Annotated in this window: 26 protein-coding genes; 10 read left to right on the plus strand and 16 right to left on the minus strand. The window is 69.5% G+C overall.

Translation table 11 applies throughout. The annotated features are described in order from the left end of the window. Nucleotides 1-3: 3 nt before the first annotated feature. Both purQ and purS read right to left on the minus strand, forming a co-directional pair. Entirely contained in the window at nt 4-672 is a 669-nt protein-coding gene (gene purQ, locus ABTW65_RS14575; protein WP_350661170.1) for a phosphoribosylformylglycinamidine synthase subunit PurQ, read from the minus strand. Further along, nucleotides 669-932 (minus strand): phosphoribosylformylglycinamidine synthase subunit PurS, encoded by a 264-nt coding sequence (gene purS / locus ABTW65_RS14580; protein WP_350661172.1) that lies wholly within the window; start codon nt 930-932, stop codon nt 669-671. Before purS ends, purQ begins: the two co-directional genes overlap by 4 nt. Nucleotides 933-1,012: 80 nt before the next feature. Between purS and ABTW65_RS14585 the strand changes: the two genes are divergently transcribed. Both ABTW65_RS14585 and ABTW65_RS14590 read left to right on the plus strand, forming a co-directional pair. Then, entirely contained in the window at nt 1,013-2,263 is a 1,251-nt protein-coding gene (locus ABTW65_RS14585) for an MFS transporter (protein WP_350661174.1), read from the plus strand. Between the two features lie 17 nt (nt 2,264-2,280). Further along, nucleotides 2,281-2,766, plus strand: a complete 486-nt coding sequence (locus tag ABTW65_RS14590) for a YfbM family protein (RefSeq protein WP_350661176.1) — start codon at nt 2,281-2,283, stop codon at nt 2,764-2,766. A gap of 52 nt (nt 2,767-2,818) precedes the next feature. Here ABTW65_RS14590 and ABTW65_RS14595 read toward each other — a convergent pair whose 3' ends face one another. The 3 genes from ABTW65_RS14595 to ABTW65_RS14605 form a co-directional block, all read right to left on the minus strand. Next, nucleotides 2,819-3,784 carry a putative endonuclease domain-containing protein gene (locus tag ABTW65_RS14595; protein WP_350661178.1) on the minus strand — a complete coding sequence of 322 codons (966 nt, stop codon included), beginning with the start codon at nt 3,782-3,784 and terminating at the stop codon, nt 2,819-2,821. 102 nt (nt 3,785-3,886) lie between these two features. Beyond that, complete coding sequence (locus ABTW65_RS14600; RefSeq protein ID WP_350661180.1) at nt 3,887-5,449, minus strand: long-chain-fatty-acid--CoA ligase; 1,563 nt, start codon at nt 5,447-5,449, stop codon at nt 3,887-3,889. Nucleotides 5,450-5,565: 116 nt separating this feature from the next. Further along, on the minus strand, nt 5,566-6,474 hold the full coding sequence (locus tag ABTW65_RS14605) for a phosphoribosylaminoimidazolesuccinocarboxamide synthase (protein WP_350661182.1): 909 nt from the start codon (nt 6,472-6,474) through the stop codon (nt 5,566-5,568). Nucleotides 6,475-6,607: 133 nt separating this feature from the next. On the opposite strand from ABTW65_RS14605, the gene ABTW65_RS14610 reads away from it, so the two are divergent. After that, the gene (locus ABTW65_RS14610) at nt 6,608-7,204 is read left to right on the plus strand and encodes an HIT family protein (protein ID WP_350661184.1); all 597 of its coding nucleotides are present in this window, start codon (nt 6,608-6,610) and stop codon (nt 7,202-7,204) included. After that, nucleotides 7,204-7,803, plus strand: a complete 600-nt coding sequence (locus tag ABTW65_RS14615) for a nucleoside deaminase (protein WP_350661186.1) — start codon at nt 7,204-7,206, stop codon at nt 7,801-7,803. The genes ABTW65_RS14610 and ABTW65_RS14615 overlap by 1 nt, the downstream gene beginning before the upstream one ends. 11 nt (nt 7,804-7,814) lie before the next feature. Here the strand turns inward: ABTW65_RS14615 and ABTW65_RS14620 are convergent, their stop codons facing one another. Beyond that, nucleotides 7,815-9,023 (minus strand): MFS transporter, encoded by a 1,209-nt coding sequence (locus ABTW65_RS14620; protein ID WP_350661188.1) that lies wholly within the window; start codon nt 9,021-9,023, stop codon nt 7,815-7,817. Nucleotides 9,024-9,108: 85 nt separating this feature from the next. On the opposite strand from ABTW65_RS14620, the gene ABTW65_RS14625 reads away from it, so the two are divergent. Next, nucleotides 9,109-9,441, plus strand: coding sequence for an ArsR/SmtB family transcription factor (locus ABTW65_RS14625; RefSeq protein WP_350661190.1), 333 nt, complete (start codon nt 9,109-9,111; stop codon nt 9,439-9,441). Here ABTW65_RS14625 and ABTW65_RS14630 read toward each other — a convergent pair. Continuing rightward, a complete protein-coding gene (locus tag ABTW65_RS14630; RefSeq protein ID WP_350661192.1) occupies nt 9,438-10,016 on the minus strand; it encodes a putative antibiotic biosynthesis monooxygenase in 579 nt (192 codons plus the stop codon). The two genes, ABTW65_RS14625 and ABTW65_RS14630, sit on opposite strands and share 4 nt — an antisense overlap. Before the next feature lie 58 nt (nt 10,017-10,074). Between ABTW65_RS14630 and ABTW65_RS14635 the strand changes: the two genes are divergently transcribed. After that, nucleotides 10,075-10,392, plus strand: a complete 318-nt coding sequence (locus ABTW65_RS14635; RefSeq protein WP_160026672.1) for an antibiotic biosynthesis monooxygenase family protein — start codon at nt 10,075-10,077, stop codon at nt 10,390-10,392. Here the strand turns inward: ABTW65_RS14635 and ABTW65_RS14640 are convergent. The 3 genes from ABTW65_RS14640 to purB are packed head-to-tail and all read right to left on the minus strand — an operon-like array spanning nt 10,379 to nt 13,162. Beyond that, on the minus strand, nt 10,379-11,296 hold the full coding sequence (locus ABTW65_RS14640) for an oxygenase MpaB family protein (RefSeq protein WP_350661194.1): 918 nt from the start codon (nt 11,294-11,296) through the stop codon (nt 10,379-10,381). The two genes, ABTW65_RS14635 and ABTW65_RS14640, sit on opposite strands and share 14 nt — an antisense overlap. Before the next feature lie 40 nt (nt 11,297-11,336). After that, nucleotides 11,337-11,750: an NUDIX hydrolase gene (locus ABTW65_RS14645; protein WP_350661257.1), complete on the minus strand. Its 414-nt coding sequence runs from the start codon at nt 11,748-11,750 to the stop codon at nt 11,337-11,339. Then, a complete protein-coding gene (gene purB, locus ABTW65_RS14650; protein WP_502890584.1) occupies nt 11,747-13,162 on the minus strand; it encodes an adenylosuccinate lyase in 1,416 nt (471 codons plus the stop codon). Before purB ends, ABTW65_RS14645 begins: the two co-directional genes overlap by 4 nt. A 54-nt stretch (nt 13,163-13,216) precedes the next feature. Between purB and ABTW65_RS14655 the strand changes: the two genes are divergently transcribed. Genes ABTW65_RS14655 through ABTW65_RS14665 form a run of 3 tightly spaced genes read left to right on the plus strand, consistent with a single transcriptional unit; the run spans nt 13,217 to nt 16,058 of the window. Beyond that, nucleotides 13,217-14,431 carry a DUF4032 domain-containing protein gene (locus ABTW65_RS14655; protein WP_350661196.1) on the plus strand — a complete coding sequence of 405 codons (1,215 nt, stop codon included), beginning with the start codon at nt 13,217-13,219 and terminating at the stop codon, nt 14,429-14,431. 25 nt (nt 14,432-14,456) lie between these two features. Continuing rightward, a complete protein-coding gene (gene purD / locus ABTW65_RS14660; RefSeq protein WP_350661198.1) occupies nt 14,457-15,743 on the plus strand; it encodes a phosphoribosylamine--glycine ligase in 1,287 nt (428 codons plus the stop codon). Between the two features lie 36 nt (nt 15,744-15,779). Further along, entirely contained in the window at nt 15,780-16,058 is a 279-nt protein-coding gene (locus ABTW65_RS14665; RefSeq protein WP_350661200.1) for a hypothetical protein, read from the plus strand. Between the two features lie 42 nt (nt 16,059-16,100). On the opposite strand, the gene ABTW65_RS14670 is transcribed toward ABTW65_RS14665, so the two are convergent. The 4 genes from ABTW65_RS14670 to ABTW65_RS14685 all read right to left on the minus strand — a co-directional run bounded on the left by ABTW65_RS14670 (nt 16,101) and on the right by ABTW65_RS14685 (nt 20,647). Continuing rightward, nucleotides 16,101-17,384: an adenylosuccinate synthase gene (locus tag ABTW65_RS14670; RefSeq protein ID WP_350661202.1), complete on the minus strand. Its 1,284-nt coding sequence runs from the start codon at nt 17,382-17,384 to the stop codon at nt 16,101-16,103. A gap of 171 nt (nt 17,385-17,555) precedes the next feature. Beyond that, nucleotides 17,556-18,536, minus strand: a complete 981-nt coding sequence (locus ABTW65_RS14675) for a helix-turn-helix transcriptional regulator (protein ID WP_350661203.1) — start codon at nt 18,534-18,536, stop codon at nt 17,556-17,558. Nucleotides 18,537-18,671: 135 nt separating this feature from the next. Continuing rightward, complete coding sequence (lysS, locus tag ABTW65_RS14680) at nt 18,672-20,153, minus strand: lysine--tRNA ligase (protein WP_350661262.1); 1,482 nt, start codon at nt 20,151-20,153, stop codon at nt 18,672-18,674. Nucleotides 20,154-20,233: 80 nt separating this feature from the next. After that, nucleotides 20,234-20,647, minus strand: coding sequence for a DUF3151 domain-containing protein (locus ABTW65_RS14685; RefSeq protein WP_350661206.1), 414 nt, complete (start codon nt 20,645-20,647; stop codon nt 20,234-20,236). A gap of 86 nt (nt 20,648-20,733) precedes the next feature. On the opposite strand from ABTW65_RS14685, the gene ABTW65_RS14690 reads away from it, so the two are divergent. After that, nucleotides 20,734-22,212 carry a DHA2 family efflux MFS transporter permease subunit gene (locus ABTW65_RS14690; RefSeq protein ID WP_350661208.1) on the plus strand — a complete coding sequence of 493 codons (1,479 nt, stop codon included), beginning with the start codon at nt 20,734-20,736 and terminating at the stop codon, nt 22,210-22,212. Here ABTW65_RS14690 and ABTW65_RS14695 read toward each other — a convergent pair. Both ABTW65_RS14695 and ABTW65_RS14700 read right to left on the minus strand, forming a co-directional pair. Then, nucleotides 22,204-22,863, minus strand: a complete 660-nt coding sequence (locus ABTW65_RS14695) for a cache domain-containing protein (RefSeq protein ID WP_350661210.1) — start codon at nt 22,861-22,863, stop codon at nt 22,204-22,206. The genes ABTW65_RS14690 and ABTW65_RS14695 overlap by 9 nt on opposite strands. Continuing rightward, nucleotides 22,860-23,582: a FadR/GntR family transcriptional regulator gene (locus ABTW65_RS14700; protein WP_350661264.1), complete on the minus strand. Its 723-nt coding sequence runs from the start codon at nt 23,580-23,582 to the stop codon at nt 22,860-22,862. The genes ABTW65_RS14695 and ABTW65_RS14700 overlap by 4 nt, the downstream gene beginning before the upstream one ends. Nucleotides 23,583-23,849 lie beyond the last annotated feature (267 nt).

Below are 23,849 nucleotides of genomic sequence, written 5' to 3' on the forward strand. Positions count from 1 at the left end.
AGGTCAGGCGAAAGCCTTCTCGGCCAGCGAGGTGAAGAAGCCGAGCCCGTCCGTGCCGGAGCCGGTGAGCGTCTCCACGGCGTGCTCGGGGTGGGGCATCAGGCCGACGACGTTGCCGGCCTCGTTGGTGATGCCGGCGATGTCGTTGACCGAGCCGTTGGGGTTCACGTCGAGGTAGCGCGCCACGATGCGGCCCTCGTCCTCGAGCCGCTTGATGGTGTCGGCGTCGGCGACGTACTGCCCCTCGCCGTTCTTCAGCGGGACCACGATCTCCTGGTTCTGGGTGAACGCGGAGGTCCAGGCGGTCGAGATGTTCTCGATGCGCAGCTTCTGGTCGCGGCAGATGAACTTGAGGTGGTCGTTGCGCAGCAGGCCGCCGGGAAGCAGGTGGGACTCGACGAGCATCTGGAAGCCGTTGCAGATGCCGAGCACCGGCAGTCCCTTCTGGGCGCCCTCGATGACCTCGGTCATGATCGGCGCGAAGCGGGAGATGGCACCGCAGCGCAGGTAGTCGCCGTAGGAGAAGCCGCCCGGCAGGATCACCGCGTCGACGCCCTGCAGATCGTGGTCGCCGTGCCACAGCGCGACGGCCTCGTTGCCGCCGACACGGACGGCGCGCTGCGCGTCGACGTCGTCGAGCGTGCCCGGGAAGGTGATGACGCCGATCTTCACTTGGCCGTCTCCTGGGCTGGCTCTTCCACCCGAACGACGTAGTTCTCGATCACCGTGTTGGCCAGGAAGGTCTCGGCCAGCTTCTCGATCTGGGCGAGCGCGTCGTCGGTGACCTCGGGGATCTCCAGCTCGAACCGCTTGCCCTGACGGACCTCGGTGACCCCGGTGAACCCGAGCCGCGGCAGGGCGCCGAGTACGGCTTTCCCCTGCGGGTCGAGAATCTCGGGCTTGGGCATGACGTCGACGACAACGCGAGGCATGGCTGCAGTCTAGGTGGGCCATACGCCGCTCACCTAAACCGTTGGCACCCTGCCCGAGCCGGTCTTTACGATCGCTCCTTGTGCGCCATCTGCTGATCGACATCACCCCGCTGCGTACGTCTCCCGCTTTCCGCCGGTTCTTCATCGGGCGGGCGGTGTCGGGGCTCGGTGGGCAGATCTCGGTGGTCGCGGTGATGTACCAGGTCTGGGAGGCGACGCACAGCCCGTTCTGGTCCGGCAGCGTCGCGCTCGCGCAGCTCGTCCCGATGCTCACGATCGGGCTCTGGGGCGGCGCCGTGGCGGACCGCGCGGACCGGCGCTCGATCCTGCTGGTCACCAACATCACCCAGCTCGTGCTGGCGCTGCTGCTGATGGCGCAGGCCCTCTGGCTGGGCACCTCGCCGTCCTCGCTCGGACTCGTCCTCGTGATGGTCGCGCTCATGGCCGCCGCCCGCTCGGTCGCCGCCCCTGCCGGCATGGGCGTGATCCCGCGCCTCCTCACCACCGACCAGGTCGCCGCCGGGCTCGCCCTCAACCGGCTGAGTTTCCAGGGCTCGATGCTCCTCGGCCCCGCACTGGGCGGGCTGATCATCGGCTACGCCGGTCTCGAGATCGCGTACGCCGTCGACGCAGCCTCCTTCGCCGCCGGATTCATCGGGGTCGTCGGCCTTCCGGCTCTCGCGCCCGCGACCCGGACGAGCGGCGGCGGAGTCCTCGAAGGCCTGCGCTTCGCCGCCACCCAGCCGGTCGTACGCGGGGTGCTCCTCGTCGACCTGGCGGCCACCGTCCTGGCCATGCCGGTGAGCCTGTTTCCGCTGGTCAACGAGACCCGGTTCGGCGGCGACCCACGCACCCTCGGACTGTTCCTGACCGCGATCGCCGTCGGCGGCGTGGCGGCCTCGCTCTTCTCCGGTTCGTTCACCAGACGCAGCCGGCCCGGCGTGATCACGATCGGCGCCGCCGCCGTGTGGGGCGCCAGCCTCGGCGCCGTCGGGCTGGTCACCTCGCCGTGGCTGTGCCTCGCCCTGCTCGCCGTCGCCGGTGCCGCCGACTCGGTCAGCGTGGTCACCCGCGGCACGCTGATCCAGCTCGCCGTGCCCGACGACCTGCGCGGCCGGACCGCCGCGATCGAGATGATCGTCGGCGCCGGCGGTCCTGAGGTCGGCAACCTCCGCGGCGGCGCCGTCGCCCAGCTGACCTCGGGTCCGTTCGCCCTGGTCAGCGGGGGCATCACCTGCCTGCTCGCCCTGGCCGCTGTCGGCGCCACCTCCCGGCCGATGCTCGCCTTCCGCACAGACGCGGCCGAGAAACTGGTGCGCCCCCAGAGTTGATGGCGCATGCTCCTGCCATGGGAATGATCTGGATCGCCTTGGCGGTCGACGAGGCCACGGCTGAGGGCATCAAGACCGACCCAGCGGTGCTATGGGACCTCGAAGAGAAGCTCGCCGAAGAGAACGACCCACGCCTTGTCGACCTGGACAAGGCATGGCACGGCATCCACTGGTTGCTGACGGGCAGCGTCGGGGAGGGCGAACGGCCTCTTGCTGACGCCATCTTCGGCGGAGAGGAGTTCGGTGAGGACAACGGCTACGGCCGCCCACGTCATCTCTGCGCTGACTGCACCGCCAAGGTGCATGCGGCCCTATCGGCACTCGACGACGCCGAGCTGATGTCTCGCTACGACGGCGCCGCTATGAATGCGGCCGAGCTCTATCCAGTGGGCATCTGGGAGAAAGACGGCCACGAGTACACGCTCGACCATCTGGCTGGCCTCCGAGCGTTCTACGCGTATGCCGCCGCAAGGGGCCTCTCGGTCATCCAGCAGATCACCTAGCCCATCCATAAGGTCGAAGATTGCAGCCACCCTGTGACTGCAATCTTCGACCTTATGGATCAGCGCACACCGAGCACGAGCAGACCTCACCTTCCCAACCCCCGAGCCGAAGCAGCTCACCGATGCGGGTGGCCGTTCGGCACGGGCCCCCGAGCACCTGGCCGTAGGTGAGCCGGACGGTCCGCAGGCCCCGCACAGCCGCCGCATCCAGGTCACGAGCATGGTCGGCGTCCCGAGTCGCAGCGCTGCCGTGGAAGGCGCGGCCGTCCAGCTCGACGACCAGGCCGTACGCCGCGTAGGTGACGTCGCGCTCGACGGAGACTCCCGCGACCGAGTCGGCGACCTGGCGCTCTCCTGCGGGCAGTCCGTGGGCGCGCTCGACGCGCCGGAGGTACTCGCGCTCGAGGACGGAGCAGGCGCCGGCCATGAGGTCGTCGAGCAGCTCACCGAGGAGGCGCCGGTCGCGCATCCGCGGGCGGCGACCCAGCGCCTCGACCAGTGCTGACGCTCGCACCACCTTGGTCTGGACCAGGTCGGCGAGCAGCGAGAACGCCTCGCTGGCATCACCAGCTCCAGCCGACGCGTCGATCGCCGCCTCCGCGAGCAGCTGCCGAGGCGGATAGGCAGCCCAGTCGACATACCCGTCGAAGCGAGCCCGGCGCCGCACGAGCACACCTTTCGGCGCACGCACCGTACGGCCTATCGGAACCATCACCTCGATCGGCGAACGCTCCGGCGGCTTCGGCAGCGCAGAGCGACTCGTGAGAGCTGCCGGCCAGCAGGCGAGCACGGCAGCCCACGCACGCTGGCCCCAGGTCGGATTGCCGGTGTGACCGACGTAGACCCCCGGGTGGATCGCGGTGAGCTCGCGGTTTCGTACGAGGCGACGGATGTCGTGATCCTGCGCATGCAGGTCACGCAACTGTCGCCGCGAGATGACACCGCCCTGGATCTCGTCACGCAGTCGCACCATGCCGTGATGGTCGAACGGCTTCTTCGCTTCGCCCGAGTGCTCCACGAAACCGTTCTACCCCAGATCGGACCTTCGTAAACTCGAAGATCGCAGCCACCGGGTGACTGCGATCTTCGAGCTACGGCTGCTGCCGGCGTACGGAATGTCCTACTTGAGCTCGCGCTTGAGGATCTTGCCGGTGGCGGTCATGGGGAGGGCGTCGACGATCTCGACGATGCGCGGGTACTTGTAGGCCGCCATCTGCTCCTTGCTCCAGGCGACGATCTCCTCGGAGGTCGCGGAGGCGCCGGGCTTGAGCACGAGGACCGCCTTGATCTCCTCACCGTGGGAGTCGTGCGGGACGCCGATCACGGCGGCCAGCGAGACGGCCGGGTGGGTCAGCAGGACCTCTTCGATCTCGCGCGGGTAGACGTTGAAGCCGCCGCGGATGATGAGCTCCTTGGCGCGGTCGACGATGTAGTACCAGCCGTCCTCGTCACGCTTGGCGAGGTCGCCCGACCGGAACCAGCCCTCCGAGGTGAGCACCTCGGCGGTGGCCTCGGGACGGTTGTAGTAGCCCTTGAAGATGCTGTGGCCCTTGATCGCGATCTCACCGATCGCGTCGGGGGTCCACTCGATGTCGTCCCACGACGCCGGGTCGATCAGGCGCATCTCGACACCGGGGATCGGGACGCCGATCGAGCCCGGGCGCACCGGCTGGCCGTAGAGCGAGAACGACGCCACCGGCGAGGTCTCGGAGAGGCCGTAGCCCTCGAGAATGGTCACGCCGAAGCGCTTCTCGAACTCCTTGTGGATCTCGACCGGGAGGGCCGAGCCACCGGCGGCGGCGACGCGCAGGTTCTTGGCGAGGGTGTCCACGTCGGTGTCCTCGGCGAGGGCACCGAGCAGGCCCCAGTACATCGTCGGTACGCCGGCGAAGAACGTGACGCTCTCCTTGAGCATCGTCGCCAGCGCGGCCGCGGCGTCGAAGCGGGGCAGCAGCACGACGGTGCCACCGAAGGCGATCGCGCCGTTCTGCACCACGGTCTGGCCGAAGGCGTGGAAGAGGGGCAGCACCGCGAGGTAGGTGTCGGGCCGCTCGGCCGAGGCGCCAAAGAGGTCGGCGCCGGCCAGCGCGTTGTCGCGCATGTTGCGGTGACGCAGCTCGGCGCCCTTGGGCTGCCCGGTGGTGCCGGAGGTGTAGAGGATGACCGCGGTGTCGTCCTCGTCGGTGGCCACGGTGTCGAAGGTCGGCGGCTGGGTCCCGATGCCCTGGCCGAGCGTGGTCACGCCCTCGATCGGCGACGCGGCGGTCGGGTCGGCGGTGATCAGGAAGAGGTTCTCGACCCCTGCCTCCTGCGCACCGGCGTGCGCCTCGGCGCCGATGGCGAGCTCCGGGGTGCCCTCGAAGGCGAAGAGGGCCTTCGCGTCGGAGTCCTTGAGGTGGTAGGCCACCTCGCGCCCCTTGAGCAGCACGTTGAGCGGCACGACGGTGGCCCCGGCCTTGAGGATGCCGAAGTAGACCATCGTGAAGTAGGGCAGGTTCGGGCTCATCAGGGCGACCCGGTCGCCCGCGCCGATGCCCTTGCTCGCCAGCAGGTTCGCGACCTGGTTGGCGGCACCGTTGATCTGGGCGTAGTTCAGACGGATGTCTCCCAGCACGATCGCTGTGCGCTCGGGATAGTTCGCCGCGGAGTCTTCGAGCAGCGAAGCGAGGTTGTACGTGGACACATGGCCTCCAGTGGTGTGCGTGTTACCCGTCACAACCTACCCGCGCGTAGCTTCTCGCGGAACACGGTCTCGGTTTTTACTGCGACACGTGTCCCTGAAACTTTGCCTGCTGTTCTTCAGAAGCGGTGGCCGGTGAGCTTCTCGTACGCCTCGACGTACTTCGCCCGCGTGCGCGCGACGATCTCCTCGGGCAGCTCCGGCGGCGGACCACCGGCGGCGCGGTCCCAGCCGGACTCGGGCGAGAGCAGCCAGCGCCGGATCACGTCCTTGTCGAAGCTGGGGATCGCGGCGCCGGGGTGCCACTGGCTCGCGTCCCAGTAACGGGAGGAGTCCGGGGTGAGCACCTCGTCGGCGAGCACGATCGTGCGGATGCCCAGGTCGTCCTGGCGTACGCCGAACTCGAACTTCGTGTCGGCCAGGATGAGGCCGCAGCCGCGGGCGATCTCGTCGGCACGCTGGTAGACCGCCAGGGTGAGCCGGCGGACCGCGGCGGCGTCGTCCTCGCCGATCAGCTTGGAGATGTACTCGTAGGTGACGTTCTCGTCGTGGTCGCCGAGCTCCGCCTTCGTGGCAGGGGTGAAGATCGGCGGGGTGAGCCGGGAGCCGTCGACCAGACCGGCCGGGAGCCGGATGCCGCAGACCTCGCCGGTGGCGTCGTACTCACGCAGGCCCGAGCCGGTCAGGTAGCCGCGCGCGACGCACTCGACGGGCAGCATGTGGAGCTTCTGAGCGACCACCGCCCGACCGGCCACCGACTCCGGGACGTCGGTCGAGAGCACATGGGTCGGCACCAGGTCCTCGAACTGCTCGAACCACCACAGCGACAACCGGGTGAGGATCTCGCCCTTGTCCGGGATGACCGTGTCGAAGACATGGTCGAAGGCCGAGATGCGGTCGCTGGCGACCATCAGGAGCTGGCCGGCGTACGGACCTTCCTCCAGCTCGTAGAGGTCGCGCACCTTGCCGGAGTGGAGGTGCTTCGCGCCCGGGATCGCCGGCGCCGGCGGGATGTTGAGTTCAGCCACGGGATCAGCCTAAGAGATGGGCGGCCGCAGGCTGTAACACGTCGTTCGTAGGACTACTCGCCCTATGCGAACGACCGGGTAGTCCGACGAACAGCGTGTTACACCTCCGCCCGCTGTGGCATGGTTTCGAGCCATGGCCGAGACAGCTGATCAGATCTATGCCCGCGTCCAGGCCGGCGGTGACCTGCCCGCCCCGAGCGTGACCGAGTGGGATGTCTTCCCGTGGGTCGTACGCGACGGCGAGATCGCCCCCAAGCCGCTCGCTCCCCCGGCCCCCGAGGAACCCCGCAGCGGCGAGGGCGGCGTGGAATGCAACCTGTGCAGCACCGACAGGCCCAACGTGATCTGGCAGGACGAGAGCTGGCGGGTGAAGCACCTCGAGCAGTCCGGGCTGCCGCTGGTGCTGATCCTCGAGCCGCTCGAGCACTACGACCTGCCGGATCTCGACGAGCACCAGGCGGCCGAGTTCGGGATCCTCACCGTGCGGCTCGCCAGGATCGTGGAGAGCCTGCCCAACATCGCCCGCTGCCACGCGATGCGGATCGGCGACGGCGCCGAGCACCTGCACATGTGGTTCCTGGCCCGCCCGAAGGACCTGCTCTCCGTACGCGGCAGCTTCTCGCCCGACTGGGACGACATCCTCCCTCCCGGCCCCGAGGAGATCTGGCGCGCCGACCTCGCCGAGGTCGCCCGCAAGCTCGCCACCCACGGCGGCGAGGCGCTGGTCTGATGGATCTGACCGACGAGGCAGACGTACGCCGTCTGCTGGACGTGATCGAGCAGGAGATCGTCCCGCTGACCCGTGCCGGTGTGGCCGCGGGCAACAAGATCTTCGGCGCCGCGATCGTGCGCCGCGCGGACCTCTCGACGGTGGTTGCCGAGACCAACAACGAGACCGAGAACCCGCTGTGGCACGGCGAGATCCATGCCATCAAGCGCTTCTTCGAACTTCCGGCCGAGGACCGGCCGGCGCCCGCCGACTGCCTGCTGCTGGCGACTCACGAGCCGTGCTCGCTGTGCCTGTCGGGGATCGCCTGGTCAGGGTTCCCCGAGTTCGCCTACCTCTTCAGCCACCAGGACTCGGCCGACTCCTTCGCGATCCCTTACGACCTGGCGATCCTGAAGGGCGTCTACGCCGTCCCGGACCCCGACCGCGACGAGGTCGCCCCGGGGCGCGACCTCTACAACCGCGCCAACGCCTACTTCGTGAGCACCGGCCTGGCCCCGCTCGCCGACCCCGAGCAGCTCGCCCGGATCACCCGGACCTACGACGAGCTCTCGGCGACGTACCAGGAGAGGAAGGGTGGCGGCGCGATCGCGCACCCCTGACCAGGGCCTGTTCAGTCGCCGCTGCGCCAGCGCAGCAACCCGGCCCCGGCGGAGAGCACCGCGACGGTGACGCCGTAGACGTACGTCGTGGTCGTGAGCCCGATCTGCGGCGTCAGCAGCCCAGCGACGACGGCCGGGATGCCGAAGGCCAGGTAGGACACGATGAAGATCACCGCGAAGACCTCCGCCCGCTCGTGGGCCGGGAGAAGCGGCATGATCGAGCGCAGGATGCCGAAGAAGGCGGTCCCGAAGCCGGAGCCCGCGACGACCACGGCGACGAGGTACGCCGCCGACGAGCCGGTCGGGAGGGCGAGCAGGCTCAGCACCGTCCCACTGGCCAGCGCGGCCGTGCCGTAGAGCGTCGTCGCGCGGGCCGAGCGGTTGCGGAAGACGTACGCCGCCACCGCACCGGATCCGGCGAGGGCACCGATCGCCAGCCCCTGGATGACGTGGCTGGTGGCGCCCAGCTCCGTGCGTACGATCGCGGCGCCGAGGGAGAGGAACAGCCCACCGGTCGCCCAACCGGCGAAGATCGCCGGGGCGCTGCGGGCGAGCAGGCCCCGGATGGCCGGCGGCACGGCGATCCGCGGACGCAGCGAGGCGAGCAGACCCTCGTGACGGGGCGCGGTCTCGGGGACCAGCCACACGCCGGCCGCGAGAAGGAGGGAGAGCACGACGAGGGCGTCGAAGACGATGAGCTGCGCGTCCGCCGCCACCTGCAGGACCACGCCGGCGACGATGGCGCCGATCGCCAGTCCGACCATCGGAGCGATGGCGTTGACCACCGCCCCGGAGCCCGGCCGCGAGGGCCGCTCGAAGTCTGCGATGGCGGCCGACAGGGTCGAGAGCAGCAGGCCGCTCGCGATCCCCTGCAGGATCCGCGCCTCGAAGAGGACGGCGGCGGTGTCGGCGCCCTGGAAGAGCGCGAAGCTGGCCGCCAGCAAGAGGAACCCGACGGTCACCACCGGGCGCCGGCCGACGTGGTCGGAGACCGAGCCGAAGACGAGCAGGGTGGCGAGCAGCGCGACGGCATAGACGGCGAAGACAGCCGTCATCACCCAGGGCTCGAGCCCGAGGCCCACCTGGAGGTCGGGATAGAAGGGCGAGGGCGCACTGGCCCCGGCCATCATCAGCACGACCGCCACCAGGGCCACGCCCGCGCCGAGTCGCCGCCCGGCGACGGCGTCCGTCGTCGTCGCGCCCACCGTTTGTACCGACATCACCACTCCATCCATCGTTCGAATTATTTCGAACCTTTTATGGAGAGTACGTGCCTTCCGCTGACTGTGCAACTATTATCGAACCATGAGTTCTTCCCCGGACCTCCCGCATCCTGATCGGTCAGAGCTCTCACTGACGACCGTGCTCTTCGCGCTCAGCGACCCCGAGCGGCTCGCGATCGCCCGTCAGCTGGTCGACGGGCCTCTCGACATGGCCGAGTGCCACCTGAGCAACCCGGACGTACCGAAGTCGACGAAGTCGCACCTGATGAAGGTGCTGCGCACGGCGGGCGTGGTCCGCAACGAGGCCAACGGCCGCGCCCGGCGCCTCTCGCTGCGTCGCGAGGATCTCGACGCGCGGTTCCCCGGGCTCCTGGACGCCGTGCTCTCCGCCGAGGAAGGCGCCTCGAAGTCCTAGCTGCGGCGCCAGGGCGCCGGCCGGCCGTGCAGGAACCACTCCATGTTGCGGGTGATCCACGGCAGCCCGAAGTACGTCATGAACGGCAGCGTCACGACCATCACGCCCAGCACCTTCAGCGGCAGCGCCCAGTCCACGACGACCGGCCCGAGCAGCCAGTTGGCGAGCAGGCTGACCGGGTAGAACATCAGGAAGATCGTGATCGTCTGCTTCCACCGCGGCGGGGCCGTCGCGACCCCGGAGACCTGCTCGACGTCGTACGTGCTCGGCGGGTCGAACCAGCCCTCGATGCCGGTACGCCGCTCGATCCGGGTCTCCTCCACGAACGGCTCACCCGCGCCCAGCCACCAGCCGCGCTGGCGGCTGTTGTCCCAGCTGCCCAGGGTCTCGTGGGAGTCGAAGCGGTAGAGCAGGTGCCACTGGTCGGAGTCCGGTGACGGCCGCACCCAGCCCGCGCCGAGGAAGCCGGGGAACTCGCTGGCCAGCCGAATCCCCGCCTGCATCCAGGCGACCATCTCGTCACGGCGCTCCACGGAGACTCGACGGGCGATGGTCACGGTTACCGGCTCGGACATGCCGTCCATCGTCGCAGGCACGTACGCCGCCTCCCCAGCCCTCGCATAGGTTTGCTGCATGTCTGTGGTGAAGATCAATGCAATCCAGGTTCCGGCCGAGGCGGGCGCCGAGCTCGAGAAGCGGTTCGCGGCGCGGGCAGGGGCGGTCGAGAAGTCGCCGGGGTTCCTCGGCTTCCAGCTGCTGCGCCCGGTTGCCGGCGACGACCGCTACTTCGTCGTCACCCACTGGGACTCCGAGGAGTCCTTCGCGGCCTGGCGCGACGGGGATGCCCGAGCCGCACACGCGACTCCGCCAGGTGAGGCGCCGCGCAAGCCGGTCGCCACCGGAGCCGACCTGCTGGAGTTCGAGGTCGTGCTGGACGTCAAGCCGGCGTGACGTCGGAGACGTCGGAGACGTCCGAGACGCCGGGGATGCTGACGCCTCCTCGGCGCACCAACGACTGCTCACCCTGCTGGACGAACTTGTAGAAGTGCTCGCTCCGCCCGCGCAGCAGCGGCGTGGGCCCGAGGAGCGAGAGACGGCCGTGGGCGAGACGGCTGGCGGTGCGTACGGCCCGCCATCTCCTCTCGGCGGCGGCCGACCACGGGATGCCGTAGTGCTCGCGGACGAGCGCCGGGAGGCTGCCCTGGACGACGGTCCGGAGCGTCTCGGAGGTCGGCGGCCCGCCGGGGAGGTGGTAGCCGGCGGTGCCGGCGATGTGGCGGCCGACCAGACGGGCCTCGTCCACGAGATACGGCTCGTCCGAAGTGAGCCAGGCGTCGAAGCGGCGCCGGAAGTCGGGATAGGACGCCGGCGCGGCCGAGGCCGGCATGCCGAAGAGACCGGCCCAGGTCACGAAGTCGTCGAAGAGCTCCTCGCGCTCGTCCGGGCGGAGGGGGCGGACCAGGGCGTCGTACATGAACTCGACCGAGTCGAGCGCGAACGCCGCCGTCCACCACATCAGCCCAGGGTCGGCGGCCGAGTAGGGCGAGCCCTCGGGGTGCGCGGGACCGCCGGGGACCTCCATCGTCCCCTCGACGGGCGCGTGCCGCTTCGCGGTGAAGGCGAGCGCCCGGTCGGCCTCCTCCTTGGTGCCGAGGAAGACCGTCTCCATCAGTCGAGCGGTCAGCGCGAGCCGCGTGTAGGGCGTCGCGCGGTGCACCGTGTGCTGCGCCGTGCCGACGAAGAGCCGCGGGTGCAGGCCGCCGATCACCAGCGCCCGCTGTCCCCAGCTCAGCCCGACGACCCGCTGACGCATGGCACGGACGACCATCGAGTCTGCGGCGAAGTACCCGGACATACCGCCAGTCTGCCACCGCGCGGCGGCCGGCCGCGAGGGTTCAGGCGGGCTCGAGAGCCGGGACGACGTACTCCCTGGTCAGTGGGGCGAAGTCGGCGCCGTCGGTGATCTCACCCAGGCTCGCCCAGCGCAGCTCCGCGATCTCGGCGGCCGCGTCCGGGGTGACCTCGCCGGCCCAGGTGAAGACCGTCGAGCGCACCAGGTGACCCGGCTCGTTGGCGGCGTCGGCCTCGAACTCACCGAGCAGCACGAGTTCCTCGACCCGAAGCCGTACGCCGAGCTCCTCCGCCACCTCGCGGACGGCCGCGTCCGCGGCCGACTCCCCCGGCTCCAGCTTTCCGCCGGGCAGCATGAACTTCGCGGTGCCGGTCTTGCGGACGGTCAGCATCCGCCCGTCAGCGTCGCGGAAGACGACGGCCGCGACGGTGATGACCGGCCCGGCGTTCGGGCTCAGAGGATCTCTCCCGGCACGTAGGCGGCGGCCCCGGGGTGGCGGGCGGTGACGGCCTCCACGCGGCGTACGACCTCCTGGACCTGCGCTACGGCGGCACCGGTGAACTCGATCGGCTCGGCGACCAGCGACTGGATCTGGTCCTCGGTCAGACCGAGACGGGAGTCGGCGCCGAGCTTGGCGAAGACGTCGTTCTCGGCTTGCCCCTTGCGCATCGACAGCGCGGTGCCGACGGCGGCCTCCTTGATCGCCTCGTGGGCCTCCTCGCGGCCAACTCCGTTGCGGACGGCGGCCATCAGCACCTTGGTGGTCGCCAGGAACGGCAGGTAGCGGTCGAGCTCGCGCTGGATCACGGCCGGGAAGGCGCCGAACTCGTCGAGCACGGTCAGGAAGGTCTGGAAGAGGCCGTCGGCGGCGAAGAACGCGTCCGGGAGCGCGACGCGGCGCACGACGGAGTCGGAGACGTCCCCCTCGTTCCACTGGTCGCCGGCGAGCTCGGAGATCATCGAGAGGTAGCCGCGCAGCACGACCGAGAGGCCGTTGACCCGCTCGGTGGAGCGCGAGTTCATCTTGTGCGGCATCGCCGAGGAGCCGACCTGGCCCTCCTTGAAGCCCTCGGTGACCAGCTCGTTGCCGGCCATCAGCCGGATCGTGGTCGAGAGGTTGGAGGGGCCGGAGACCAGCTGGACCAGCGCGGAGACGGCGTCGAAGTCGAGTGAGCGCGGGTAGACCTGGCCGACGCTGGTGAAGACGTTCTCGAACCCGAGGTGGGCCGCGACCCGCTCCTCGAGCGCGGCCAGCTTGCCGGCGTCACCATCGAGCAGGTCGAGCATGTCCTGCGCGGTGCCCATCGGGCCCTTGATGCCGCGCAGCGGGTAGCGGGCGATGAGCTCCTCGACGCGCTGGAGCCCGACCAGCATCTCGTCGGCGACGGTCGCGAACCGCTTGCCGAGCGTTGTCGCCTGGGCGGCGACATTGTGCGAACGGCCGGCCATGACGGTCGTCTCGTGCTCGGCCGCGAGCCGCGCCAGGCGGGCCAGCGTCGCGACGGCACGGTCGCGGATCACCTTCAGCGACGAGAGCACCTGGAGCTGCTCGACGTTCTCGGTCAGGTCCCGCGAGGTCATGCCCTTGTGGATGTGCTCGTGACCGGCCAGCGCGGCGAACTCCTCGATCCGCGCCTTCACGTCGTGGCGGGTCACCCGCTCACGGGCCGCGATCGAGTCGAGGTCGACGTCCTCGATCACCTTCTCGTACGCCTCCACGACCCCGTCGGGGACGTCGATGCCGAGATCCTTCTGAGCCTTGAGCACCGCGATCCAGAGCTGACGCTCCAGGACGATCTTGTGCTCGGGACTCCAGATCCCGGCGAGGTCGGCCGCGGCATAGCGGTTGGCGAGAACGTTGGGCACCACAGTCACGGCGGATATTCTCCCATGCTCCGTGCCCACCCCCACTAACGTGGCGGTATGGCCCTGCGGATCCTCGCCAGCCGGCCCGATCCGGCGATCTACACCCTGCCCTGGTCCTTCCCCCTGGAGGAGTGGCCAGATGATGTCGTGGTGCCACTGACCCGCGGGCTCAGTCGCCATGTCGTACGCATCGTGCGGGTGCGCAACAACATCTACGCCGTCAAGGAGACCCAGGCCGACATCGCCCGGCGCGAGTACAACATGCTGCGCGAGCTGCAGCGCCTCGGCCTGCCGACAGTGGTCGCCAAGAGCGTCGTCACCGGTCGCACGGACCGCGACGGCAACGAGCTCGGCGCCGCGCTGATGACCGAGCACCTCACCTACTCGCTCCCCTACCGCGCACTCTTCGAGCGGGGCCTGGCCGCCGACCGGCTCCCGAGCCTGATCGACGCGCTCGTCGTCCTGCTCGTACGCCTCCACCTGGCCGGCTTCTACTGGGGCGATGTGTCCTTGTCGAACGTCCTGTTCGTGCGCGACGCGGCCGGGTTCGCCGCCTACCTGGTCGATGCCGAGACCGGGGAGCTGAAGCCGGAGCTCTCCGACCGGCTGCGGGAGTACGACCTCGATGTCGCCTACCAGAACATCTACGGCGAGCTGCTCGACCTGCAGGCGAGCGAGTCCCTGCCGGAGGCCTTCCCGATCGACGCGATCGTCGAGCGGCTGCAGAGCCGCTACGACGCGCTGTGGCGCGAGCTCACCGAGGAGCAGGTCTTCTCCGCCGAGGAGATGTGGCACATCGAGCAGCGCATCGAGCGCCTCCACGACCTCGGCTTCGACGTCGAGGAGCTCGACATCACCACCAGCGAGGACGGCGACACCGTCGCCCTCCGCCCGCGGGTGGTCGAGCTCGGCCACCACCGCCGCGAGCTGCGTACGCTGACCGGGCTGGACGTCCAGGACGCTCAGGCACGGCGGATCCTCAACGACATCTCCGCCTACCGCGCCACCCGCGAGCTCGGCGACCTGCCGATCGAGGTCGCCGCGAGCCGCTGGCTGCGCGAGATCTACGAGCCCATCGTCGCGATGCGCCCGCCCGGCGCGGCGGCCAAGCTGACCCCGGCGCAGATGTTCCACGAGATCCTCGAGCACCGCTGGGTGCTCTCCCAGTTCGCCGGCGAGTGGGTCAAGCTCATCAACGCCGCCGAGTCCTACTACGAGGACGTCATCCAGCACCGCCCCGACGAGGCCGTCACCCCGCCCGCCGAGGAGTGAGCCGGGCTCGTCATAAGGTGGCCACGTGAAGATCCTCGTCGTCGGCACCGGTGGTCGTGAGCACGCGCTCGCTCTGAAGCTCTCCCAGGAAGGGAACGAGGTGTACGCCGCGCCCGGGAACCCCGGGATCGCGGAGTTCGCCACGCTCCGGGACGTGGACATCATGTCCGGTCCCGCGATCGCCTCCCTGGCGGGCGAGCTCGGCGTCGACCTGGTCATCGTCGGGCCCGAGGCGCCGCTGGTGGCCGGGGTCGCCGACGCCGTTCGCGAGGCGGGGATCGCGGTCTTCGGACCGTCCCGGGCTGCCGCGCAGCTCGAGGGGTCGAAGGCGTTCTCCAAGGACGTGATGTCCGTGGCCGGCGTGCCGACCGCGGGCTCCCGCGTCGCGACCACCCCCGAGGAGGCTGCCGCCGCGCTGGACGAGTTCGGCGCTCCGTACGTGGTCAAGGACGACGCTCTGGCCGCGGGCAAGGGTGTCGTCGTGACGCGCGATCGCGAGGAGGCGCTGGCCCACGCGGCTGCGTGCGAGCGGGTCGTCATCGAGGAGTTCCTCGACGGCCCCGAGGTCTCGCTGTTCGCGATCTGCGACGGGACGCGGGCCTACGCGCTGCAGCCGGCGCAGGACTTCAAGCGGATCTTCGACGGCGGCAAGGGCGGCAACACCGGCGGGATGGGTGCCTACTCGCCGCTGCCGTGGGCGCAGCCGGACCTGGCCGACGTCGTGCTGGCGACGGTCGTCCAGCCGACCCTGGTCGAGATGGAGAAGCGCGGCGCCCCGTTCGTCGGGTGCCTCTACGTCGGGCTCTCGCTGACCGCCAAGGGCCCGAAGGTGATCGAGTTCAACTGCCGCTTCGGTGATCCCGACATCCAGCCGGTCCTCGCGCTGCTGGAGTCCTCCCTCGGCGACCTGCTCCTCGCGGCGGCCACGGGCGCGCTGGACACGGTCGAGGCGCCGACCTTCTCCGACGGCGCCTCGGTGACGGTCGTGCTGGCCTCGGCCGGCTACCCGGAGTCGTCTTCGAAGGGCGACGTCATCACCGGCGCCGGCAACGCCAACTCGATCAACGACGTGGACGTGATCCACGCGGGCACGGCGATCGTGGACGCCTCCACGCCCGAGGAGCCCGACCACCGTCACCTGGTCACCGCGGGAGGCCGCGTCCTGGCGGTCCGCGCCAAGGGCTACGACATCGACGACGCGCGCTCGCGGGCGTACGCCGCCGCCGACCTGATCACCTTCGACGGGCTCCAGCGGCGCTCCGACATCGCGGCCGAGCCGCTCGGAGTCGTCGAGGGCGCCTCGCTGCTTTAACCCGAATGGTTTGAGCATCGGCGTACTCTGCCGAACATGACCTGGGTCGTGTTCGGCGTCGCCGTCGTTGTCGTGCTCGGCCTGATCATCGCGGCGTGCAACAGGGCCCTGCGCTCATCGCGCCGTGGCGTCTCAGCCGGGATCGGCGACGGCCTCGGCAACTTCATCGACGTCTTCGACCCCGGCAACGCCCGCGCGGCGCGCGACCTCAAGGAGCAGGACAACATCGGTCACGTGGTCCCCTCGCCCGACGGCGATGACCCGCCGTACGGGGTCGACCTGAAGGCCGGACGGGTCACCATCCGCCGTTCCTGACAGGCTGAGAGTGACCGATCGGCCACTCTCAGCCTCACCACGTCAGGTCAGCGAGTTGATGATGACGGTCTCGTCGCGGGCCGGGCCGACGCCGATGACCGACATCGGGGCGCCGGAGATCTCCTCGACGTACTTCACGTACGCCTGAGCGTTGGCCGGGAGGTCGGCGAACGACCGCGCGCCCGAGATGTCTTCCTTCCAGCCCGGCAGCATCTCGAAGATCGGCTTGGCGTGGTGGAAGTCGGACTGGTTGACGGGCATCTCGTCGTGGCGGACACCGTCGACGTCGTACGCCACGCACACCGGGATCTCCTCGAGTCCGTCGAGCACGTCGAGCTTGGTGAGGACGAAGTCGGTGACCCCGTTGACGCGGGCGGCGTAGCGGGCGATGACCGCGTCGTACCAACCACAGCGGCGCGGGCGTCCGGTGGTCGTGCCGAACTCGTGGCCGTTGTCGCGCAGGTAGTCGCCGGACACGTCGAAGAGCTCGGTCGGGAACGGCCCCTCTCCCACGCGGGTGGTGTAGGCCTTCACGATCGCGACGACCCGGTCGATCCGGGTCGGCGGGATCCCGGAGCCGGTGCAGGCGCCGCCCGAGGTGGCGTTGGAGGAGGTCACGAAGGGGTACGTGCCGTGGTCGACGTCGAGCAGGGTCGCCTGGCCACCCTCGAGCAGCACGGTCTCGCCCCGGTCGAGTGCCTGGTTGAGCAGCAGGCCGGTGTCGCAGACCATCGGCGCGATCCGGTCCGCGTAGGACAGCAGGTCCTCGACGACCGCGTCGACGGTGAAGCCACGACGGTTGTAGACCTTCGAGAGCAGCTGGTTCTTCAGCTCCAGCGCGCCCTCGACCTTGCCGCGCAGGATCGACTCGTCGAAGAGGTCCTGGACGCGGATGCCGATGCGGTTGACCTTGTCGGCATAGGTCGGGCCGATCCCGCGGCCGGTGGTGCCGATCTTGCGCGAGCCGAGAAAGCGCTCGGTGACCTTGTCGAGCTGGCGGTTGTAGTCGGCGATGACGTGCGCGCTGGCGGACAGCTTCAGCTTGGAGATGTCGACTCCGCGCGCCTCCAGACCGGTCAGCTCCTCGAAGAGGACCGCGAGGTCGACGACCACGCCGTTGCCGATCACCGGCGTCACGCCGGCGGTCAGGATGCCGCTGGGCAGCAGGTGGAGGGCGTACTTCTCCTTGCCGATGACAACCGTGTGGCCGGCGTTGTTGCCGCCGTTGAACTTGACGACGTAATCGACGTGCTCACCGAGCAGGTCGGTCGCCTTGCCCTTGCCTTCGTCGCCCCATTGGGCACCGATGATCGTGATCGCGGGCATGTGTGTCGCTCCTTCGCTCCGGACGGAGTCCCTCCGCCGTGCGGCGGCTGCTCAACGCACCAATATCTAGTGTGTTCTGGATCCACCTACGCTGGACCCATCTAGAACGCAAAAAACCCTGGCAAGACCAGGGCTCTTGCGACCACACGCTAGCAAATTCACGCCCGTACGTCACAGCCAGGCTCGCCGCGCGGCCTCGACACCTGCCTCGAACCGTGAGGTCGCGCCGAGCTCCTCGAGCAGTTCCGCGACCCGACGGCGGACCGTACGCAGCGATACCCCAAGCCTCCTGGCGATCTGCTCGTCCTGGGCTCCGCTGGCCAGCTCGGCCAGCAGCAGGCGGCGCTCGGCGTTCGGCAGGTCGTCGAGCTCGGCCGCCGGGAGGGCGCGTCGCCACAGCTCCTCGAAGTAGCTGGTCACCACCTCGACGATGCCCCGCTGGCGTACGTTGATGATCGGCTGCTCCACCGGGCCAAGCGGGTCCGGGAACATCGCGTGCGTGCTGCCGACCACCATCAGGTGGGTGCCCACGCGCGGCAGGATCCGGACCTCCTCACCGATCTCGACCCGCATCCGTAGCACGTCGGGTGAGTGCTTCAGCGCCGCCACCGGGTAGATGCCACGGCACCGGCGACCCGACTTGATCGTGGACTCGATGACCGAGATGAACCGCATCTCCGAGGGATGCACGGTCACCGCCGGGCGCAGCCACATCATGTCGCCCGAGGTGGCCGAGACCAGCCGCTCGAAGGTCTCCGGCGTGAACTCGGTCGCGATCACCTCGCCCTCGATCGGGTGTTCCTCGCCGATCTGGGCCGGGAGCCGTGCGGCGGTGCCTGCGACGTACGGGACCGACTGGGAGATCTTGAGCAGATGGTCGTGGGCGTCCTGAGCCCTGGTCGCCGCCCGCTCCAGCATGTGGGCGACCACCGCCGTCGGGCTGAGCACCGTCAAGGTCTCGCCGATGGAGACGACACCGCTCTCGACCAGCGGCGCGGCCTCCTCCAGCAGCTCCTCCTCGGAGGAGGACAACGTCGCCGCCACGACCACCAACGGCCACCCGTTGAGCGGGAGGAGGCGACTGTAGAGCTGTGCCGCGCCCGGGTCGAACCCGAGCGCGGTCATCAACGTCTGCGACCGGCCGTTCTCCATACCTGGCACTCTAATGCCAGGTATCGAGGTGGACCTTGATCAAGGTATGCAGACGAGGTCTCGCTCCTCTTGCGGAGTTCCGCAAGGGAAGCGTGCCTTCGGCTGCATACCTTGACGAAGGAACGAGCCGCCGCGTCAGGCCTCCGGCTTGAGCAAGGGGAAGAGGATCGTTTCGCGGATCCCGGCGCCGGTGAAGAGCATGATCGCCCGGTCCAGGCCGAGCCCGAGGCCACCCATCGGCGGGGCGCCGTACTCCAGCGCGCGCAGGAAGTCCTCGTCGAGCTGCATCGCCTCGGGGTCGCCGCCGGCGGCGAGGAGGGACTGGGCGGTGAGCACCTCGCGCTGCACCACCGGGTCGATCAGCTCGGTGAATCCGGTGCCGCGCTCGACACCGCCGATGATCAGGTCCCAGGCGAGCACCTTGCCCGGCTCCTCGTCGTTGATCCGCGCCAGCGGCTGGGCGATCGCCGGGAAGTCGCACAGGAAGGTCGGCTGGATCAGGTGGGGCTCCACCAGCTCGCCGCACAGCTCCATGACGATCTTGTCGGCGCCCCAGGCGGGGTCGAGCTCGACGTCGTGCTTGTCTGCGAGCGCCTTGAGCGTGTCGACGTCGGTGTCGGGGGTGACCTCGACACCGACGGCCTCGGAGACACCCTCGTAGACCGGCAGCCACTTCCACTCGCCGTCGAGGTCGATGACACCGGCGTCCGTCTCGACCTGGCGCGAGCCGACCGCGTCGGCGGCAGCCAGATACATCTGGCGCATCTCCTCGGCGATGGTGAACTGGTCGCCGTAGGCCTGGTAGGCCTCGATCATCGTGAACTCGGGGCTGTGCGTGGAGTCGACGCCCTCGTTGCGGAAGATCCGGCCGATCTCGTAGACCTTGTCGACGCCGCCGACGATCGCCTTCTTGAGGTTGAGCTCGAGCGCGATGCGCAGCGTCATCGGCTGGTCGAACGCGTTCATGTGGGTGTTGAACGGCCGCGCGTGCGCACCACCGTGGATGAGCTGCAGGACCGGCGTCTCGACCTCGAGGTAGCCGTCGTCCTCGAGGCGACGGCGGATCGCCTGGGTGATCTTCGCGCGCGTACGCACCATGTCGCGCGCCTCCTGGCGCACGATCAGGTCGGCGTAGCGCTGCCGGACCCGAGCCTCCTCGGAGAGGTCCTTGTGGAGCACCGGCAGCGGCCGCAGCGCCTTGGACGCCATCTCCCAGCTCGAGGCCATGATGGAGAGCTCACCGCGCCGCGAGGAGATCACCCGGCCGGTGACGGCGACGTGGTCACCGAGGTCGACCAGGCTCTTCCACTCCGCGAGCGACTCCTCCCCCACCTCGGCGAGCGAGAGCATCACCTGGAGCCGGGTGCCGATGCCCTCCTGCAGCGTCGCGAACGCGAGCTTTCCGGTGTTGCGGACGAACATGACCCGACCGGCGACGGTGACCACGTCCTGGGTCTCGTCACCGGCCTCGAGCTTGTCCTCGTAGGCCTCGCGCACCTCGGCGAGCGTGTGGGTGCGGCCGATCCCGATGGCGTACGCCTTCTTGCCCTCGGCCAGCAGGCGCTCCCGCTTCTCGCGCCGAACGATGCTCTGCTCATCGAGAGTGGGCTCGTTCAGGTGGGGCTCTGGCGCGTTGGCGGTCTGCTCAGTCACGGGTCAAGGCTAGGCGAAATCGCTGGTCCGACGCGATTCGGTATTCACCCCAGAAGCGTGTCGTACGCCGTCGGGCTGCTGTCACGCAGGAACTCGCTGCAGCGCTCCCACTCCTCGGTCTCGCCGATCGCCTTGGCCTGCTCGGCGAGGAGGGCGAGGCTGGTCAGGAAGCCACGGTTGGGCTCGTGCTCCCACGGCACGGGGCCGTGGCCCTTCCAGCCGTTGCGGCGCAGCATGTCGAGCGAGCGGTGGTAGCCGACGCGGGCGTAGGCGTAGATGGTCACGTCCTCGGCGCCGGCCTCCTTGGCCGCCGTGGCGAGCGCGGCCCAGGCAGAGGGCGAGGCGGGGTGGCGGCGTACGACCTCGGCGGGGTCTGTGCCGGCGGCCAGCTCGTCGGACGCGGGGTCGGCGGGAAGGTGGGTCGGCGGCGGTCCGGCCATCAGGTCCTGGTGGGTCATGCCCACCATTGTGCCCGCAGCCACCGACCGTCTTTCGCCGGGCAGACGATCAGGGAGATGTCGGCGCGCGGGTGTTGACTGTGGCCATGACCCAGCCCGTGACGCAGACGACCGCAGCGCCGACGACCGAGCACCCGTGGCGGGCGCTGTTCGCGCTGTGCATCGGCTTCTTCATGCTGCTGGTCGACATGACGATCGTGACCGTCGCGACGCCGGACATCATGGCCGAGCTCGACGCGAGCGCCAACGCGGTGCTGTGGGTGACCAGCGCCTACCTGCTGGCGTACGCAGTGCCGATCCTGATCATGGGCAGGCTCGGTGACCGCTTCGGGCCCAAGTGGGTCTACATCGCCGGCCTGGCCGTCTTCACGGCCTCGTCCCTGTGGTGCGGGCTCGCCGGCAGCATCGAGTCGCTGGTGGCCGCGCGGGCGGTGCAGGGCCTCGGCGCGGCGATGATGACGCCGCAGACGATGGCGACCATCACCCGGATCTTCCCGCCCGAGCGGCGTGGCTCGGCGATGGCGCTGTGGGGCGCGACGGCGGGCATCGCGACGCTCGTGGGCCCGCTCGCGGGCGGGGCGCTGGTCGCGATCGGCGGCTGGGAGTGGATCTTCTTCGTCAACGTGCCGATCGGCATCATCGCGATCGTCCTCAACTGGCTGATGGTTCCCGAGCTGGAGACCCACGCGCACGTCTTCGACTGGCTCGGTGTGGCGCTCAGCGGCGTCGGGATGTTCTGCGTGGTCTTCGGCCTGCAGAACGGCGAGCAGCGGGGCTGGGACACCCTCACCTGGGCGCTCGTCGCCGGCGGCATCGCGATCATGGCGCTCTTCGTCTGGTGGCAGGCGCGCAACCGCAAGGAGCCGCTGGTGCCGCTGTCCATCTTCTCCGACCGCAACTTCTCCGTCTCCAGCCTGGCGATCTCCTGCATGGGCTTCGCGGCCGTCGCGCAGGGCTTCCCGCTGATGCTCTACGCCCAGCTCGTCCGCGGTTACACCGCGCTCGAGGCGTCACTGCTGATGGTTCCGATGGCGCTCGTCTCCCTCGTCGCCGCGCCGCTTGTCGGCCGATTGAGCGACCGGATGCATCCACGGCTGCTGACGGGCGTGGCCTTCTTCCTCTGCTCCGTCTCGCTCTTCTGGCTCGCGGTGCCGATGACCGTCGACTCCCAGCTGTGGCAGCTGCTGGTGCCGATGGCCGTCTTCGGTCTCGGCTCGGCCGCCGTGTGGGCGCCCCTAGCGGCGACCGCCACCCGCAACGTGCCGATGCGGATGGCCGGCGCGGGTGCCGGGGTCTACAACGCCACCCGCCTGGTCGGCTCGGTGATCGGCTCCGCCGCCGTCGCCGTGCTCATCGACCTCCGCCTCAACGCCCACGGCCTCGGCGGATCGCTGGCCGGCGGCCACGAGACCGCGGCGGGCTCCTCGATCCCGCCCGAGGTGGCCTCGAAGTTCGCCGAGGCGATGTCGGAGGTGATGCTGCTGCCGGCGGTCGCGCTGGCGGTCGGCTTCGTGGCGGTGCTCTTCTTCACCACCCCGCGTCACATGGTGAAGCCGTCAGCCTAAGGCGACGGAGAGCGGCAGCCCGCGGCACGGGATCATGTCCCGGGCAGTGGTGAGCGGGGCGCCGGTGGCCAGCTGCGGGTCGGCCGAGACGATCGCTTTGCCATGGCCGTTGACCAGCGTCGCGCCGGCCTCGCGCAGCCCGGGCAGCAGCATCGTCTCGAGCGTCTCGACCAAGGTGTCGGCCCCCGCGACGCCGACCATGCGACCGCCGGCGTAGACCGGCATCGTCGTGGTCATGACGTACTCGTCGGTGCAGACGAAGTCGACGTACGGCCCGACGAGTGTCAGCTCGCCGGTGCGCTCCGGGGAGCGATACCAGGGCTGACGGGTGTAGTCGATCGCCTCTCCGGTGCCCGGCGCATCGGCTTCACCGAGGAAGTCACGCTCCTCGCCCTGCCACCAGACGAGGTAGAGCCGGCGGTCGCTGAGCACGCCGGGGGCCACGACGAAGCCACCACCGATGAGGTTGGGGTTGCGCAGGAACTCCCGCGAGCCGGGCTCGAGCCGCTCCCGCAGGGATGCGGTGGTGACCGGGCCGGCCTCGAAGAGGGCGGCCACCTCGTCGCGTACGCGCTCGAGCTCGGTCACGATCGGCCCGAAATGCTGCTCGACCTGAGCCACACAGTCGATGGGAGTCATCGTCTTCGTCATCGTCGCACCGCCTCATGGATCTCAGCCAAGCGTTCAAGGGAGTGGGCGACATGCTCACGTACGCTCTCCCGTGCCCTGACAGCATCTCCTGCTGCGAGGGCTTCGACAAGCTCCTGATGCCGGGTCGCCGTGGCCTCCCGGAAGCCCGGCTCGTTGAGCGGGATCCGGAGCAGCGCGCCGAAGTCGGCCTCCTGGCGCACCACCTCGCGGGTCATCCGGGCCGACTGGGTCAGCGCGGCCACCGACAGGTAGAGCTCGCTGTCGGCGCTGCGCCAGCGGGCCACGTCGCTGACGTTGAGCGGGATCAGCAGGTCTCGCAGGTCCTCGACCTCGTCAGGGTCCGTACGCTCCGCCGCGATCTCCGCACACCCCGTGAGCACCACCAGGTAGACCGTGGCCCGGTCGCGCAGCTCGACCCGCGACATCGAGGCGAGCCGGTCCTCGACGAGGTCGCCGCTCTCCGGGGCACGTACGAACGAGCCACCGCCACGACCCCGGGTCGTCACGACCAGACCTTTGGCGCGCAGTGCGACCAACGCCTCGCGTGCGGTGACCGTCGCGACGCCGAGCATCTGGGCCAGCTCGGGTTCGCTCGGGAGCCGCTCGCCGTGCGCGAGCACGCCGGAGCGGATCGCCTCGGCGAGCCGATTCTCGACGCGGGCAGCCCGGCCTTCGTCGCCGATCGGGGCGAAGATCGCCGCGCGAGCTCGGGAGGTCATCACACGCACACCGAAATCGTAATGTATGGATCTAGATGATTCGGCCCCCAGATCTGTTCGAATCTGTTCGAATGCGCACAGAAACTTCATGAATTTCGTCTTAACCATCTGGATCCATGGGCGTTTCTATGCCTAACCTGTGCGCACGGCTGACGCACACTGGTGTCGGTCACCCAAGATCGTCGGATGTCCAGGGCTTGTGGGGGGCGCTGGGCATCCGACTCCTTGGTTTTCGGCCGTCTGTGCGGATGGATGCCCACCGAGGTA

The sequence above is a fragment of the Nocardioides sp. NPDC127503 genome (assembly GCF_040302165.1).
Classification (GTDB): domain Bacteria; phylum Actinomycetota; class Actinomycetes; order Propionibacteriales; family Nocardioidaceae; genus Nocardioides.